Annotated in this window: 12 protein-coding genes; 3 read left to right on the top strand and 9 right to left on the bottom strand. The window is 68.8% G+C overall.

What is annotated here, in order from left to right; translation table 11 throughout:
- Positions 1-20 precede the first annotated feature (20 nt).
- From FHR20_RS11565 to FHR20_RS11545, 5 genes are all read right to left on the bottom strand, one after another.
- Positions 21-947: a bifunctional riboflavin kinase/FAD synthetase gene (locus FHR20_RS11565; protein ID WP_167299794.1), complete on the bottom strand. Its 927-nt coding sequence runs from the start codon at positions 945-947 to the stop codon at positions 21-23.
- 170 nt (positions 948-1,117) lie between these two features.
- Positions 1,118-2,290 carry a dipeptidase gene (locus tag FHR20_RS11560; protein WP_167299793.1) on the bottom strand — a complete coding sequence of 391 codons (1,173 nt, stop codon included), beginning with the start codon at positions 2,288-2,290 and terminating at the stop codon, positions 1,118-1,120.
- Positions 2,287-2,757: a dihydrofolate reductase gene (locus FHR20_RS11555; protein ID WP_167300486.1), complete on the bottom strand. Its 471-nt coding sequence runs from the start codon at positions 2,755-2,757 to the stop codon at positions 2,287-2,289. Before FHR20_RS11555 ends, FHR20_RS11560 begins: the two co-directional genes overlap by 4 nt.
- 144 nt (positions 2,758-2,901) lie before the next feature.
- Complete coding sequence (locus FHR20_RS11550; RefSeq protein WP_167299792.1) at positions 2,902-3,783, bottom strand: BPSS1187 family protein; 882 nt, start codon at positions 3,781-3,783, stop codon at positions 2,902-2,904.
- Positions 3,780-4,574: a thymidylate synthase gene (locus tag FHR20_RS11545; RefSeq protein WP_167299791.1), complete on the bottom strand. Its 795-nt coding sequence runs from the start codon at positions 4,572-4,574 to the stop codon at positions 3,780-3,782. The genes FHR20_RS11550 and FHR20_RS11545 overlap by 4 nt, the downstream gene beginning before the upstream one ends.
- Positions 4,575-4,627: 53 nt before the next feature.
- Between FHR20_RS11545 and FHR20_RS11540 the strand changes: the two genes are divergently transcribed.
- On the top strand, positions 4,628-5,122 hold the full coding sequence (locus FHR20_RS11540; RefSeq protein WP_243857294.1) for a JAB domain-containing protein: 495 nt from the start codon (positions 4,628-4,630) through the stop codon (positions 5,120-5,122).
- Here FHR20_RS11540 and FHR20_RS11535 read toward each other — a convergent pair.
- The 4 genes from FHR20_RS11535 to FHR20_RS11520 form a co-directional block, all read right to left on the bottom strand.
- On the bottom strand, positions 5,108-5,875 hold the full coding sequence (locus FHR20_RS11535; protein WP_167299790.1) for a class I SAM-dependent methyltransferase: 768 nt from the start codon (positions 5,873-5,875) through the stop codon (positions 5,108-5,110). The genes FHR20_RS11540 and FHR20_RS11535 overlap by 15 nt on opposite strands.
- Positions 5,872-6,999 (bottom strand): peptide chain release factor 2, encoded by a 1,128-nt coding sequence (gene prfB / locus FHR20_RS11530; protein WP_167299789.1) that lies wholly within the window; start codon positions 6,997-6,999, stop codon positions 5,872-5,874. The genes FHR20_RS11535 and prfB overlap by 4 nt, the downstream gene beginning before the upstream one ends.
- A gap of 128 nt (positions 7,000-7,127) precedes the next feature.
- Complete coding sequence (locus tag FHR20_RS11525; RefSeq protein ID WP_167299788.1) at positions 7,128-9,644, bottom strand: penicillin-binding protein 1A; 2,517 nt, start codon at positions 9,642-9,644, stop codon at positions 7,128-7,130.
- Positions 9,645-9,848: 204 nt separating this feature from the next.
- Positions 9,849-11,111 (bottom strand): N-acetylmuramoyl-L-alanine amidase, encoded by a 1,263-nt coding sequence (locus tag FHR20_RS11520; protein ID WP_167299787.1) that lies wholly within the window; start codon positions 11,109-11,111, stop codon positions 9,849-9,851.
- Positions 11,112-11,595: 484 nt separating this feature from the next.
- On the opposite strand from FHR20_RS11520, the gene FHR20_RS11515 reads away from it, so the two are divergent.
- Entirely contained in the window at positions 11,596-14,220 is a 2,625-nt protein-coding gene (locus FHR20_RS11515; RefSeq protein ID WP_167299786.1) for an Rne/Rng family ribonuclease, read from the top strand.
- 137 nt (positions 14,221-14,357) lie between these two features.
- Positions 14,358-15,716, top strand: coding sequence for a M48 family metalloprotease (locus FHR20_RS11510; RefSeq protein ID WP_167299785.1), 1,359 nt, complete (start codon positions 14,358-14,360; stop codon positions 15,714-15,716).

Genomic DNA, 15,716 nt, shown 5'->3' with positions numbered 1-15,716 from the left:
TCGGGAGAGGTATCGGAGGGCTATCGGGCCAGCAGCTCCCGCGCGCGGGCCGCATCGGCGGCCATCTGCCGCTTGAGCGCGTCGAGCGAATCGAACTTCGCCTCGGGGCGCAGATAGTCGATCAGCTGCACTTCGATCGTCTGGCCATAAAGGTCGCCCGAGAAATCGAAGAAGAAGGGCTCGAGCAGTTCGACCGGCGGCTCGAAACTGGGGCGGATGCCCAGGCTGGCAACGCCGTCCAGCACGCGCCCGTCGGCCAGGCGCCCGCGCACCGCATAGATGCCATAGGCCGGGCGCAGATAGTTGGCGAGACTGAGATTGGCGGTAGGAAAGCCCAGCGTACGGCCGACCTGGTCGCCATGCTGGACCGTACCCTCGATCGCGAAGGGGCGGGTGAGCAGCCGCGCGGCGTCGCCCGGCCGGCCCTCGCGCAGATGCGCGCGGATGCGGCTCGAGGAGACGATCTCGCCGTCGAGGCGGACCGGCGCCACCGTTTCGGCGGAGAAGCCCAGCTCGGCGCCGAGCGCGGCGAGCGTCGCCACATCGCCTTCGCGCCCCTTGCCGAAGGTGAAGTCGCCGCCGGTCACTACGCCGCCCGCGCCGATGAACCCGACCAGCCGCTCCTCGGCAAAGCCGCGCGCGCTGAGCGCCGCCAGCGCGGCGTTGAACGGGAAGACCAGCATCGCGTCGATCCCGGCTTCGGCGAGCAGGCGCTGGCGCTGGTCCATGGTGGTGAGGCGGAACCAGGGGCTGTCCGGCCGGAAATAGCGCTGGGGATGGGGATCGAAGGTGCCGACGAGCGCCGGCCGCCCCTCGGCCCGCGCGCGCGCGACCGCGCGGCCGACCACGGCCTGATGCCCCAGGTGAAACCCGTCGAAATTGCCCAGCGCGACGATCGCCCCCCGATAGCCGGGCGGCACCGCCGAGCCGCCGTCCAGCCGCTCCATCGGGCGGCCTATAGGGGGGGAGGCTTGGTCTGCCAACATGCTCAGCTGTTCCCCGGCGAAGGCCGGGGCCCAGTCGCCATATCGCTCGAGAGGCTCGGCGACCTAACTGCATGTGCCGGGACTGTTCCCCGGCCATCGCCGGGGAACAGGCCGGTCAACGCGTTCAGGCCTTACTGTCCCGGCACGATCCCCGCGCGGATCACGCGCAGGACGTTGCCGCCCATCACCTTGCGGATGTCCTCGGGCGAGAGCCCGGCATCGACCAGCGCCCCGGTGATCGCGATCAGCTGGGACGAATCCCAGCCGGTGGTCACCGCGCCGTCGAAATCCGAGCCGAGGCCGACATGGTCGATCCCCACCAGGTCGCGCACGTGCAGGATCGCGCGGACGACATTGGCCGGCTCGGTGCCGCACACCGCCGCGTCCCAATAGCCGATGCCGACCACGCCGCCGGTGCGCGCCACGCCCTGGATCTCCGCATCGGTCAGGTTGCGGTTGACCTTGCAGGTCGCCTGGACGCCGCCATGGCTGGAGACGACCGGGCGCTTCGCCATCGCCAGGATCTCGGCGACCGATTCGTGGCTCGAATGGGCGATGTCGACGATCATGCCGAGCTGCTCCATCCGCGCCACCACCTGGCGGCCGAGCGGCGTGAGCCCGCCCTTGTGGACGCCGTGCATCGATCCGGCGATGTCGTTGTCGAAGAAGTGCGCGAGGCCCGCCATGCGGAAGCCCGCGGCATGGAGCTTGTCGAGATTGGCGAGCTGCCCCTCCAGGTCCTGCAGCCCCTCGATCGAGAGCATGCCGCCCACCACCTTCCGGCCCGCGGCGCGATCGGCGAGGAGCTGGTCGAGCTCCGCGGGCGTATGGATCACGCGCAGCTTGCCGTTCGAGCCGGCCGCGGCCCGATCGAGCTTGCGGGCATGGAAGAGCGAGCGCTCGAGCAGCGAGGTCCAGGTCTTGGGCGGCTGGAGCTGGGCGATGGTGAGCAGGGTGATGTTGTCGGTATCGCCCGAATTCGCGTCGTAATTCTGGTGCTTGGGCGTCTTGGTGACCGAGGAGAAGACCTGGAGCGCGACATTGCCCTCGATCAGCCGGGGCAAGTCGACCTGGCCGGTGTTCGAGCGCTCGAGCAGGCTGCGGCGCCACATCAGCGTGTCGGCATGCATGTCGGCGATCTGGAGCGAGGCGTGGAGCTGCTTCACCGCGTCGCTCGGCTTGGCGAGTTTGACCGGCACCACCTTGTTCATGCTGCCTTCGACGATGCCCGGCGCGAAGCCGAAAAAGCCGACCACGGCCAGCAGGAGCAGGATCAGCACGCCCCAGAGGATCTTCTTCTTCATCGCACCCGCTCCAGCGTCACGAAGCTATAGGCAGGGCGCCCCGCTTCCTCGGCGAAATCCTCGCGCGCAACTTCGCGCCATTCAACCCCGAAAGCGGGGACGATCGCGTCCCCCGGCGGCGCGGCATGGATTTCCGTGAGCTCGATCCGGTCGGGCGCGAACAGCGCGAATATCTCGGCACCGCCGATCACCGCGACTTCGCCCGGCCCGGCCAGCGCCAGCGCCTCTGCCGGGGAATGCGCAACCTCCGCGCCCTCGGCCCGCCAGGCGGCGTCGCGCGTGAGCACGATGTGGCGGCGGCCGGGCAGCGGCGCGGGGAAGCTTTCGAAGGTCTTGCGCCCCATGATCATCGGCTTGCCCATGGTCTGCGCCTTGAAGCGCCGGAGATCGGCCGGCAGATGCCAGGGCAGCCTGCCGTCGACGCCGATCACGCCATTGTCGGCCCGGGCGAGATGGAAGGAGATCAGCGGCATCGCGGGGCCGGCGCGGCGCGGTCGGAACGGGGCGGGGACGGACGCGAGGCAGGGATCATCCGCCGACACAAGCAGATGCGGCCCCATATGGGAACCCTTCGCCGATGCGGCCCCGCCGGGGCCCCGGATGTCGCGGCGTCACTCGGGTGCGTCGCTGCCCCTGCCGAACATCGCGCGCCAGACCTCGGCATAGCGCGGGTCGCGGATGCCGGCGCCGTGATAGGGGTTGGGGCTGTTCGCGCCGAAGCCCGGCGGCAGGTCGAGCGTCAGCACATGCACCTGCGCCGCCGGCAGGCCGAGCGCCGCATAGGCCGCCCGGATCAGCGGCACGGTGTTCTCGCGGCTGTTGTACGCCGCCTGCCAGCGCGCGATCGGCGTGGCGCTGGCTCCGGAGATCCAGGGCGCGGGCCGGCGCTCGCGGCCGCTGGTCTCCCAGGGGCTGGAGAAGAGCACGACGCGGCGGACCTTGTGGCGCTTGGCGATCCACGCCGCCATGCCCGCGCCCTGCGACTGGCCGGAGAGGAGGATCGCTTCCCAGTTCGGGCTGTCGCCGTCGAGATAATGGCCCCAGCCCCTGGCCGGCTGCTCCTTGTCGAGCAGGCGGAGCAGCGCGACTAGGCGCGGCACGATGGCCTCGGCCCGGGGATTGGACACCGTCCTGGACTTGCCGGTGCCGAAGGTCCGCATCTCGCGAAAGTCGCTGGCGCAGTCGGGATCGGGGTCGGCGGTGCAGACCTGCACCACGGCCGGATCATTGTCGTAGCCGAGCGCGATCGCCCGATAGCCCAGCCCGGCGACGAAGCGCATCAGGTTGGCGTTGTAGGCAGGCTTGCCGTTGGTGCCGGGCAGGAACACCGCGAGCGGCGCATCGGCCGGCAGCCCCTCCGCGGCGAAGACGTAGCTCGGATCGTCGAACGCCTTGACCGCGGGGTCGGCCCGGGAGGGAGCGACCTGATAGCCGGTCACCGGGTCCGCCGCCGGCGCCATCGCCAGCAGGGCGAGGGCGGCGAGCCGGATCACACCGCCACCGGCGCCTTGATGTGCGGCTGGGCCGCGTAGCCGTGGATCGCGAAATCCTCATATTCATAGGCGTCGATCGACGGTGCCTTGCGGAGGATCTCCAGCCGGGGGATCGCGCCCGGCGTGCGCGAGAGCTGCTCGCGGGCCTGGTCGAGATGGTTCGAATAGAGGTGGCAGTCGCCCCCGGTCCAGACGAAGTCGCCCACTTCCAGCCCCGCCTGCTGGGCGAGCAGGTGCGTGAGCAGCGCGTAGCTGGCGATGTTGAACGGCACGCCGAGGAAGATGTCGGCCGAGCGCTGGTAGAGCTGGAGGCTCAGCCTGCCGTTCGCGACATGACACTGGAACAGGCAGTGGCAGGGCGCCAGCGCCATGGCATGGAGCTCGCCCGGGTTCCAGGCGGAGACGACCATCCGGCGCGAATGGGGATTGGTCTTCAGCGTCTCGATCAGTTCGGCGATCTGGTCGATATGGCGGCCGTCCGCCGCTTCCCAGTCGCGCCACTGCTTGCCGTAGACCGGGCCCAGTTCGCCCGCTTCGTCGGCCCATTCGTCCCAGATGCTGACCTTGCGCTCCTGCAGCCACTTCACATTGGTGTCGCCGCGCAGGAACCACAGCAGCTCGATGAGGATCGAGCGCAGGTGCAGCTTCTTGGTGGTGAGCAGCGGGAAGCCCTGGGACAGGTCGAAGCGCATCTGATGGCCGAACACGCTACGCGTGCCCGTTCCGGTCCGGTCCATCTGCTCGGCGCCGTCGTTCAGCGCGCGCGCCATCAGGTCGAGATATTGCTGCATATCCGCAACCTAGTGCCGCGCCGGGCCGGCGCCAAGCGGGCGAGATATCTCCATTGTGGAGAAACGCGCCCCTCGGCGGGCCGGGGCGCCCGTCCGGAACGGACCGGCTCGCGCTTCGGCGCGCCGATGGCGAGTGGCAGCGCCGCGCGATGCTGTCCGGTGCCGAGAACCCGCCCCTGCGCCTGGCCGATGTCCGGGCCGCGGGCGCGCTGTTCGCACCGCTCGCGCACGAGACGGTGGAGGTGCTGGCCTTCGCCTATCTCGACCGGCACCAGCAGGTGCTGGGCATGCGCCATGTCCGCTCGGCGCATCGCGACCGGCTCGACCTGCCGATCCGCGACGTGGCGGCGGATGCGATCGCCTTCCATGCCTTTGCCGTGGTAATGGCGCACAATCATCCGAGCGGCGATCCGACGCCCAGCCCGGCCGATCGCGCGGCGACGGACCGGCTCGCCCGGGCGCTCGACACGCTGGGCGTGCGGTTGCTCGATCATCTGGTGGTCGCGGCCCGCGGCACCACCAGCTTCCGCAGCCTAGGGTTCCTTTGATTCCCTGGACATGCTGGCCGGCGTCGCGGTCTTGCCGCTCTTGCAGGCGCGGATCGCGCTCGGCTCGGGCCGGTCGCCCTGCGCCTCGAAGATCGCGATATAGCCGCCGGCCGAGGGCATCGGCCGGATCGAGACGAGCGTGTAGCCCACCGCGGCGAACTCGCATTTGAGCAGTGCCGGCGGCGTGCCGTGATCCTGGGTCGGGCGATTGGCGTCGACCACCACCACCTGGCCGTCGGGCGCGAGCGCAGGGCGCAGCCGCCACAGGAACTCATAGGGGCTCTCGATCTCATGGTACATATGGACCATGAGGACGCGGTCGAAGCTGTTCTCGGGCAGGCGCGGATCGGCGGGCAGGCCGAGGCGCACGCTGACATTGTCGAGCCGCTCGCGGATCACGCGGCCGGCGAGCTTCTGGATCGTGTCGGGTACGATGTCCTCCGCGACGACCCGGCCCTTCTTGCCGACGCGCGTGCCCAGGCGGACGGTGTAATAGCCCTCGCCCGCGCCGATATCGGCCACGGTCATGTCGCGCTTGATCCCGGCCAGGTCCATCACCTGCGCCGCTTCGTTCAGCCGGTCGCGCGCTTCCTCGGTCGACCAGCGCGGGGATAGGATGGTGGCGACCGGACGGTCGGCGGCGGGGAAGCCGCTGTTGATCGCGGGCGCGCCCTCTTCTCGATTGTCGAGCGCCGGCCCGCCGCTGCACGCGGCCAGCGCCGATCCCAGGAGCAGGGCAAGGCCCGATCTCAATCGACATCCTCCACTTCGACCGTCTCGCCGGTCACGCGCTGCGATAGCGCAGCCGCCATGAAGGCGTCGAGGTCTCCGTCGAGCACGTCCGACGGCGCGGTGGACGTCACGCCGGTGCGCAGGTCCTTCACCAGCTGATAGGGCTGGAGGACGTAGCTGCGGATCTGGTGGCCCCAGCCGATATCGGTCTTGGTGGCGTTGGTCGCGTTGGCCGCCGCCTCGCGCTCGGCCAGTTCGCGCTCGTAGAGGCGGGCGCGCAGCTGGTTATAGGCCTCGGCCTTGTTCTTGTGCTGCGAGCGCTGGTTCTGGCACTGCACCACGATGCCCGTCGGCAGGTGCGTGATGCGCACCGCCGAATCGGTGGTGTTGATGTGCTGGCCGCCGGCGCCCGATGCGCGATAGGTGTCGATGCGCAGCTCGCTCTCGTTGATCTCGACCTCGATATTGTCGTCGATCACCGGATAGACCCACACGCTCGAGAAGCTGGTGTGGCGCCGCGCCGCGCTGTCATAGGGGCTGATGCGGACGAGGCGGTGCACGCCGCTCTCGGTCTTGGCATAGCCATAGGCGTTCTCGCCCTTGACCAGCAGCGTGGCGGACTTGATGCCGGCCTGCTCGCCGGCGTGGAAGTCGATCAGCTCGACCTTGAGGCCGTGGCGATCGGCCCAGCGCGTGTACATGCGCTGGAGCATGCCGGCCCAGTCGTTGCTCTCGGTGCCGCCGGCGCCCGCGTTGATCTCGATATAGGTATCGTTGGCATCGGCCTCGCCCGAGAGCAGGGCCATCACCTTGTCCTTCTCGGCGCGCTCGGCCAGCGCGGCGAGGCTGGCGGTGCCTTCGCTCGCCATTTCCTCGTCGCCCTCGGCCTCGGCCATCTCGATCAGCTCGGCGGTGTCGTTGAGCTCGGTCTCGATCGCGCGCGTGGCGCTGATCGCCTCGTCGAGGCGGCGGCGCTCGCGCATCACGTCCTGGGCCTTTTTCGCGTCGTTCCAGAGAGTCGGATCCTCCACGCGCGCGTTCAGCTCGTCGAGGCGGCGCAGCGCGCGATCCCAATCGAGGAAGCGGCGGAGCAGCGCGAGCGACTCCTTGATGTTGTCGACATGAGCCTGCGCTTCGGCGCGCATGGGTTTTACCTTTCGAACTAACTACTTCGTCACCCCCGCAACGGCGGGGATCCAGGGTAACAAGCGGCGTCGCCTTTGGCTCTGGATCCCCGCCGTTGCGGGGATGACGACCTATATGAGAATGCGCGCTAGTAGATTCCGCCCTCGCGTTGCAAGAAGTCGCTGTCGCCTTCCTGCTTCTTCGGCGCGACCTTCTTCTCGACGGCCTTGGTTTCCTGCGTCTCGTCCTGCCCGCGCCGGCCGCGGCGCTGCTCGGTATCGGGCTTGAAGGCTTCCCAGATCACGCCCGAGAGCGGGTCGCTCGACGGCCAGGCGCCGGTCACCGGCTTGCCCGAGGCGCGGTCGATGCGGACCATGCGGATGCCCTGCGGCGCAGTGAAGGGAACCTTCTCCATGCCTTCGAAGGCGGGGATGGCGAATTCCTTGAAGATCGGCGCCGCGATCGAGCCGCCCTGGGCATAGCCGCCCAGATTGGTCGGCGTGTCATAGCCGATATAGAGGCCGCCGATCATCTGCGGGGTGCCGCCGACGAACCACACGTCGGTCGGGCCCGAGGTGGTGCCGGTCTTGCCCATCATCGGCCGGTTCAGGTCGCGCAGCACGGTGGCGGTGCCGCGCTGGACCACGCCCTCGGCGATATGGACCATCTGATAGGCGGAGAGCGCGTCGATCACCTGCTTGGCGCGGTTCACCGGGCGCGGCATCGCCCCGCCCTTCCAGTCGGGCGCGTTGCAGCCTTCGCACGGGCGCCAGTTCTCGGGCCATACCACCGCGCCCTTGCGGTTCTGGACGAAGTCGATCAGCGACGGATTGAGCGCGCGGCCATGGTTCACCAGGATCGAATAGGCATTGACCATGCGCAGCACGGTCGTCTCGCCCGCGCCCAGCGCATAGCTGAGATAGGGCGGGAATTTCTGCCGCGAGACGCCGATGCGCTGCATCAGGTCGACGACATGGTCCATGCCGGTCTGGTTGGCGATCTGCACCGTCATCAGGTTGCGCGACTGCTCGATGCCCCAGCGCAGCGTCTTGGGGCCGGCGCCGCGGGCATTGCCGAAGTTGCGGAAGCATTTCTGGCCGAGATTGGCGCCCTGCCAGACGCAGAACGGGCCGTCGACCACGATCGAGGTCGGGGTCATGCCCTGTTCGAGCGCGGCGGCATAGACGATCGGCTTGATCGTCGAGCCCGGCTGGCGCTGGGCCTGGGTGGCGCGATTGAATGCCTGGAGGCGCGAATCGAAGCCGCCCTGCATGGCGAGGATGCGGCCGGTGCGCGGATCCTCGACCACCATGCCGCCCGAGACCTTGGGGATCGAGCGGAGCGACCATTGGCTGCCCGATTCCGGCGCCACCGCGACGATGTCGCCGGGCTTGAGCGCATCGAACGCCTGGCCGCCCTGCCCGCGCACCGGCATGGTCGCCGCCCATCTGGGCAAGGTGCCGGTGGTGCCGTCGTCGAAGCCGATCTGCCAGACGTCGCCCGTGCGATCGATCAGCACGCCGGCGCGCCAATCCTCATAGTCGACGCCGATATTGGTGTTGAGGAACGACTGGAGCCAGCTCTTGCCGACATCGGCACGGCCGATCGGGCCCGACCAGCCACGGCCGCGATCATAGCGCAGCAGGCCGTCGCGCAGCGCCTTCTGCGCATATTGCTGGAGCTTGGGATCGAGCGAGGTGCGCACCCACAGGCCGCCCGAATAGACGCTGTAGGGCCCGCTCTCGTCGGTCTCGCCGAACTTGTCGATCAGCTGGCGGCGCACTTCCTCGACGAAATAGCCGCCGAGGCGCTCGAACCGGGGCGTCTGGCGCGGCACGGTGCCGAGCGGCGCCGCGACCGCCGCGTCGTGCTGGGCCTGGTCGATGAAGCCGTTGTCGAGCATCTGCCCGAGCACCCAGTTGCGGCGATCGAGCGCGCGCTGCGTGTGGCGTTCGGGATCATAGTTGGACGGGCCCTTGGGCAGGATCGCCAGATAGGCCATCTGCGGCAAGGTGAGCTTGTCGAGTTCCTTGCCGAAATAGGCCTGGCTCGCCGCCTCGACGCCGCCGGCGTTGCGCCCCAGCTCGATCGAGTTGAGGTACAGCTCCATGATCTGCTGCTTGGTGAGCGTGTCCTCCATGCGCCAGGCGAGGATGCCCTCCTTGGCCTTGCGCAGATAGCTCGTCTCGTTGCCGACCAGCAGGTTCTTGGCGACCTGCTGGGTGATCGTGGAGGTGCCGCGCGGCGTGGAGCCGCTGATCAGCCCCTGGAAGGCGGCGCGGGCGAGGCCGGGGAAATCGACGCCGTGATGCTCGAAGAAGGTCTTGTCCTCGGCGGACATATACGCCTCGACGAGGAGCTTGGGATATTCGGCGAAGCTCAGCTGCACGCGGCGCTCGCGCGCATAGCTGTGGATCGGCAGCCCCTCGACCGAGCGGACATTCGTCGGGAGCGGCGGCTCGTAGTTCTTGAGCGTGTCGACCGAGGGCAGGTTGCGCGCGATGAACAGCCAGACGAGGAACACGAACAGGCCGGCCAGCAGCGCGAGCACTGCCAGGATTCGGAACCACCAGCGATGGCGCACGCGGCCGAACAGCCCCTTGAAGCCCCCGATCTCGCGCTTGATGCGCATCTTAACGCTGGAAGTGGTGGAACCGTCGGACATGCGGCTCGCGGTTTAGCAGGATTGGGAGCGGAAGGAAGCGGGGAGTCTGGCGGCCGGCTTCGCACCGTCCTCCGGTCTCTCCGTGCAGGCGGGGGTGGCGGCAAGGGTGAATCGCGCCGAAACCCTTTTATGCCGCCTTCGGAACCACTTCCCCGCGCACCCTCTATAATGAACCCCGAGGGGAGGAAGAAGAAGGGGATGCGTTCAACGGGAGGCCAGTGTCCGCGACGCCATGCGGGTCGCGAAATGGATCTCCACGGCCTTGCGCACGCTCTGCGCCACTTTCCTGCGCCCGTCGTCCGATGCGAGGAAGGCGGCATCGCCCTCGTTCGAGATATAGCCCGTCTCGAACAGCACCGAGGGCATGTCCGGCGCCTTGAGCACCATGAGCGAGGCCATGCGGTGGTAGTTGGCCTTGATCGGGATCAGCGGCTGGGCCTCGCGGCCGAGCAGCCGGGCGAAGCTCGCCGAAGCGTTCATCGTCTCGCGCTGGGTGAGGTCGATGAGGATCGAGGAGATGTCCGGATTCTGCGTGCCGAGGTCGACGCCGGCGATGATGTCGGCCTTGTTCTCGCGTGCCGCCAGCCGCGCCGCTTCCTTGTCGGAGGCGACCTCGGAGAGCGTGTAGACGGTCGCGCCCGAGGCTTCGGCATTGCCCGCGCTGTCGCAGTGCACCGAGATGAACAGGTCCGCGTTCAGCTTGCGTGCCAGGCCGTAGCGCTCCTGGAGCACCAGGAAGCGATCGTCCTCGCGGGTGAGCGCCACGCGCACCCGGCCCGAGGCGATCAGCGCGTCCCGGATCGCCAGCGCGGTCTTGAGCGTAAGGTCCTTCTCGCGCAGGCCATTCGCGCCGATCGCGCCGGGATCGTGCCCGCCATGGCCGGCGTCGATCACCACCAGCGGGCGATCGGACGCGCCATAGACATGCGGCAACGCGGCCGGCGGCGCGCGCCGGGGCAGGGCGATCGTCTCGCTATAGCGGCTGTGCCCGGCGGGCTGCACATAGGAGAAGGGCGGCAGGAAGCGCATCCGGCGCTCGGCCGCGGCGCGGGCGAACTGCGCGTCGTCCACGGTGCGCAGCTGCAGCGTGAGCGTGCGCCCGTCGCGCCCGAAGCTGCCTTCGGTCACGATCGCCGGCCGCGCGAGGTCGAGCACGATCCGCGCGCCCTCGGCGCCTTGCGAGCCCTGGCGGATGCCCGCCACCGGCCCGTCGGCATAGGCGCGATTGCCCGGCTCGGCGCCCCTGGCGTCGAGAACGATCCGCTGCGGTCCGGCCAGCATGAAGGCGCTCGCCTGCGAGACGGGCTCGTCGAACCTGACGATCACCCGGTCACCCTTGACTCGCACTTCCTGCACGACGCCCGCCCAGCTTGGAACTCCGGTCAACCAGCCGGAGAGCAAGGCGAGCAGGAACAGCACCCTGACGCTATGCCGCGCCCGGGCTCCGGGGGTCCAGCCCAAAACCATGATTAGATACTCTGACTACGCGTCTGCCCTGACGAGTCCGGACTAGGCGGCGCGTCTCAAATCGCCGTGAAACGATGCGGTTAATTTGCGATTCGGCATATTATTGCCGGCAAGGCGGCAAGGGCTTGCCGGTTGGCGCCAAGGTTGCCGCGCCGCCGCGGTAATGCTAGGCAACCCCAGGCCGGCCCTTGCGCCGGCCCTTTCCCGCGGCCACATCTTGCCGCGACAGTTCAGGTTGACGCTCGCATGAGGCAATTTCCGCAACGCTCGCACCGACCGGCCCCGATGGCCGGCCGCGGGTTGGCGGCGGAGTCGGCGGACCACCGGTTCGCGCGTGCCCTTCGAGCAGCAGCAGTTTTCGAAACCCGCGAGACCGCAGCCGGCGAATCCGCCGGCCAGGGCCGCTTTGCATATCGCGCGCCTGCGCGAGCCCTCCGCAACACCAATCCAGAGGGCTGGGGCCGGCGCGCCCGGAGAACAATAAATGACCATGCGTATGCTGATCGACGCACGCCACCGGGAGGAAACCCGCGTGGCGGTCGTCAAGGGAAGCCGAATCGAGGAGTTTGATTTCGAGTCCGCCGAGCGCAAGCAGCTCAAGGGCAATATCTATCTGGCCAAGGTGACACGCGTCGAACCGTCGCTCCAGGCGGCGTTCGTCGACTATGGCGGCAATCGCCACGGCTTCCTGGCCTTCAGCGAAATCCATCCCGACTATTACCAGATCCCCAAGGAGGATCGCGAAGCGCTGCTCCGCGAAGAGGCCGAGCACGCCGCCGAGGAAGCCGCGCTGCGCGCCGAGGAGGATGGTGACGAGGATCACGACCACGACCATGACGAAGGTGGCGTGGAAGTGCTCGAGCGTCCGCACGACGACGAGGAGGGCGAGGACGAGGCCGATGCCGAGGCGGGCGAGGAAGCCCGCGAGGGCGGCCGTTCGCGCAAGCGCCGCGGCAAGGGCGGCGGCGAGGACAGCCCGGCGGAGGCGCTGCGCCAGCGCCGCATGAACCTGCGCCGCCGCTACAAGATCCAGGACGTGATCCGCCGCCGCCAGGTGCTGCTGGTCCAGGTCGTCAAGGAAGAGCGCGGCAACAAGGGCGCTGCCCTCACCACCTATCTGTCGCTCGCCGGCCGCTACTGCGTGCTGATGCCGAACACCGCGCATGGCGGCGGCATCTCGCGCAAGATCTCGTCGGCGGCGGACCGCAAGCGCCTCAAGGGCATCATGGCGGACCTCAAGCTGCCGCCGACCATGGGCTGCATCGTCCGCACCGCGGGCCTCCAGCGCACCAAGGTCGAGATCAAGCGCGACTTCGACTATCTCGCCCGGCTGTGGGACGGGATCCGCGAGAACACGCTCAAGTCGACCGCGCCGGCGCTGGTCTATGGCGATTCGGATCTGCTCAAGCGCGCGATCCGCGACATCTATAATCGCGACATCGACGAAGTGATCGTCGAGGGCGAGGACGGCTATCGCCAGGCCAAGGACTTCATGAAGCTCCTGATGCCGAGCCACGCCAAGAAGGTGAAGCAATATGCCGATGCGGTGCCGCTGTTCCAGCGCGCCGGCGTCGAGGACCAGCTTTCGGCGATGTACAATCCCGTCGTCCAGCTGAAGAGCGGCGGCTATCTGGTGATCAACCCGACCGAGGCGCTGGTCTCGATCGACATCAACTCGGGCCGCTCCACCCGCGAGCACAATATCGAGCAGACCGCGACCGCGACCAACCTCGAGGCCGCGCACGAGATCGCTCGCCAGCTGCGCCTGCGCGACATGGCCGGCCTGGTCGTGATCGACTTCATCGACATGGATCACTCGTCGAACGTCCGCAAGGTCGAGAAGGCGATGAAGGAGGCGCTGAAGAACGATCGCGCCCGCATCCAGGTCGGCCGCATCTCGGCGTTCGGCCTGATGGAGATGAGCCGCCAGCGCCTGCGCACCGGCGTGCTCGAGGCGTCGACCGTGCAGTGCCCGCATTGCGAGGGCACCGGCCTGGTCCGCACCGCTTCGTCGGCGGGCTTGTCCGCGCTGCGCCTGATCGAGGACGAGGCCGCGCGCGGCCGCGGCTCGCTGATCACGCTGCGCGCGAGCCAGGAAGCCGCCTTCTACGTGCTCAACAAGAAGCGCGCCGACATCGCCGAGATCGAGGATCGCTACGGCGTGACCGTCGAGATCCTGTCGGACGGCGAGCTCGAGGGTGCGCGCATGTCGGTCGAGGCCTCGGGCCCGCCGCCGGCGCACGCCCCGAGGTTCGAGAAGCTGGTCGAGGAGCCCGAGGACGAGGATTACGTCGAGGAGCTCGACGAGGAAGAGGAGGAGCTCGAAGCGGAGGCCGAGGGCGACCGTCGCGGCGAGCGCGACGAAGGCGAAGGGCGCGGCAAGCGCCGGCGCCGGCGCCGTGGCCGTGGCCGTGGCCGTCGCGAGGAGCAAGGCGAGGGCGCCGAGGGTGAAACCGAAGGCGAGGCCGAAGCCGAGGCTGGCGACGCCGGCGAAGGCGAAGACGGCGAGGAAGCGCCCGTCGCCGAGGGCGAGGCGCGCCACGACGGCCGCAAGCGCCGTCGTCGCGGCCGTCGTGGCGGGCGCCGCGGCGATCGGGTCGAGAATGGCGAGGAAGCCGGTGACGATGCGGCCGAGGCACCGGTGAGCGACGTCGCGGAAGTGGCCGAGGCGGCGCCGGAACCGGCTGCGGAGGAAGCTCCGGCCAAGCCGAAGCGCACCCGCCGGAAGAAGGCGGAAGCGGTCGAGGCCGAAGCCGCGCCTGCAGTCGAAGCTCCGGTCGCGCCGACGCCCGAGCCGGTAGCGGAGGAAGCCCCGGCCAAGCCGAAGCGCACCCGCCGGAAGAAGGCGGAAGCGGTCGAGGCCGGAGCCGCGCCCGCGGTCGAGGCTCCGGTCGCGCCGGCGCCTGAGCCGGTGGCGGAAGAGGCGCCGGCCAAGCCGAAGCGCACCCGCCGGAAGAAGGCGGAAGCAGTCGAGGCCGAAGCCGCGCCCGCGGTCGAAGTTCCGGTCGCGCAGGACACCGCCCCGGTCGAAGCCGGTGAAGGCGAAGAAGGCGACAACGAGGACGGCACCCCGCGTCGCGGCTGGTGGCAGCGCACCTTCGGCGCCTGATTCCAGGACGCGAGGGAAAGGGGGCGCCGGTCCGATGGGCCGGCGCCCCTTTTTCGTGGCTTCACGCGCGGTTCATCGGTGCGCACGCACGGCCAATGCCATTGATCGCAGTCGGAAATCGGAGGATACGGACGGCCATGAAGCGCATCCTCGCCCTGTTCTCGGCTGCCTTGCTGCTCTGGATTCAGCCCGCCGCCGCCCAGTCGATCCTGCGCGATGCCGAGACCGAGGCGCTGCTCAACGACATGGCCAGGCCGCTGTTCGTCGCGGCCGGCCTCTCGCCCGCCAATGCCAAGGTGGTGCTGATCAACGACAGTTCGATCAACGCCTTCGTCGCGGGGGGGCAGATCGTCTATGTCCATTCGGGCCTGCTCGACGCCGCCGACACCGCCAATGAAGTGCAGGGCGTGATCGCGCACGAGATCGGCCATATCGTCGGCGGCCATGCGGTGTTCCAGCGCGATGGCGGCTATACCAGCATCTCGATCCTCAGCCTGCTGCTCGGCGTGGCGGCGATGGCGGCGGGCAGCGGCGAGGCGGGGATGGGCGTCCTCGCCGCCGGCCAGCGTGCGGCGATCGGCAAGTATCTTTCCTTCAGCCGCATCCAGGAAAGCTCGGCCGATGCGGCCGGCGCCAAGTTCCTCAACAGCGCCGGGATCAGTGGCCGCGGCATGCTGAGCTTCTTCGACAAGCTCACGGCCCAGATGCACCGCTACGGCTATTACACCACCAATCCCGAAGTCGATCCGTTCGCCCAGACCCACCCGATGTCGCAGGATCGCGTCGAGACGCTCAAGGCGGACCTGATGAACGCGCCGAGCTGGCAGAAGCCGCTCGACCGGGATCTCGAGACTCGCTTCAAGCGCGTCCAGGCCAAGCTGCGCGGCTATGTCAACGAGGCCAAGGACACGCTCGCCAAATATCCGCCGAGGGACCAGTCGGTCTATGCGCATTATGCGCGCGCCTATGCCTATCACAAATCGGGCTATCCCGAGCAGGCGGCGACGGAGACGACGGCGTTGGTGAAGGTGGCGCCCAAGGACCCCTATTTCCTGGAGCTCGAGGGGCAGATCCTGCTCGAATCGGGCAAGCCGACCGAAGCGCTGGAGCCGCTGCGCGAGGCGACTGCGCTCTCCGGCAACCAGCCGCTGATCGCCAGCACGTTCGGCCATGCGCTGCTCGCGACCGAGGACAAGGCGAACCTCGCCGAGGCCGAGCGCGTGCTCAAGCAGGCGGTCGCGCGCGACAACGACAATCCCTTTGCCTGGATGAACCTGGGCACCGTCTACGACCGCAAGGGCGACGAGCCGCGCACCGCGCTCGCCACGGCCGAGCGGGCGCATCTGATGGGCGATGTCGGTACCGCGCTGATGAGTTCGCGCGCCGCCATGGCCGGGCTCCCGCAAGGCTCGCCCGACTGGGTGCGCGCACAGGACATCAACATGGTCTCGCAGACCGCCTGGGACGAAATCAGGAAAAAGAAGAAGGACCGATAG

The organism is Sphingomonas leidyi (assembly GCF_011761945.1).
Taxonomy (GTDB): Bacteria; Pseudomonadota; Alphaproteobacteria; order Sphingomonadales; family Sphingomonadaceae; genus Sphingomonas; species Sphingomonas leidyi.
Note: the sequence above shows the minus strand (reverse complement) of the source record. Positions and strands in the feature narration are given on the sequence as shown.

Excerpts from the sequence above, each read along its gene's own strand:
- FHR20_RS11515 (WP_167299786.1), top strand. The coding sequence starts at position 11,596 with ATGACCATGCGTATGCTGATCGACGCACGCCACCGGGAGGAAACCCGC.
- FHR20_RS11565 (WP_167299794.1), bottom strand. The coding sequence starts at position 947 with ATGGAGCGGCTGGACGGCGGCTCGGCGGTGCCGCCCGGCTATCGGGGG.
- FHR20_RS11510 (WP_167299785.1), top strand. The coding sequence starts at position 14,358 with ATGAAGCGCATCCTCGCCCTGTTCTCGGCTGCCTTGCTGCTCTGGATT.
- FHR20_RS11545 (WP_167299791.1), bottom strand. The coding sequence starts at position 4,574 with ATGCAGCAATATCTCGACCTGATGGCGCGCGCGCTGAACGACGGCGCC.
- FHR20_RS11525 (WP_167299788.1), bottom strand. The coding sequence starts at position 9,644 with ATGTCCGACGGTTCCACCACTTCCAGCGTTAAGATGCGCATCAAGCGC.
- prfB (WP_167299789.1), bottom strand. The coding sequence starts at position 6,999 with ATGCGCGCCGAAGCGCAGGCTCATGTCGACAACATCAAGGAGTCGCTC.
- FHR20_RS11560 (WP_167299793.1), bottom strand. The coding sequence starts at position 2,290 with ATGAAGAAGAAGATCCTCTGGGGCGTGCTGATCCTGCTCCTGCTGGCC.
- FHR20_RS11520 (WP_167299787.1), bottom strand. The coding sequence starts at position 11,111 with ATGGTTTTGGGCTGGACCCCCGGAGCCCGGGCGCGGCATAGCGTCAGG.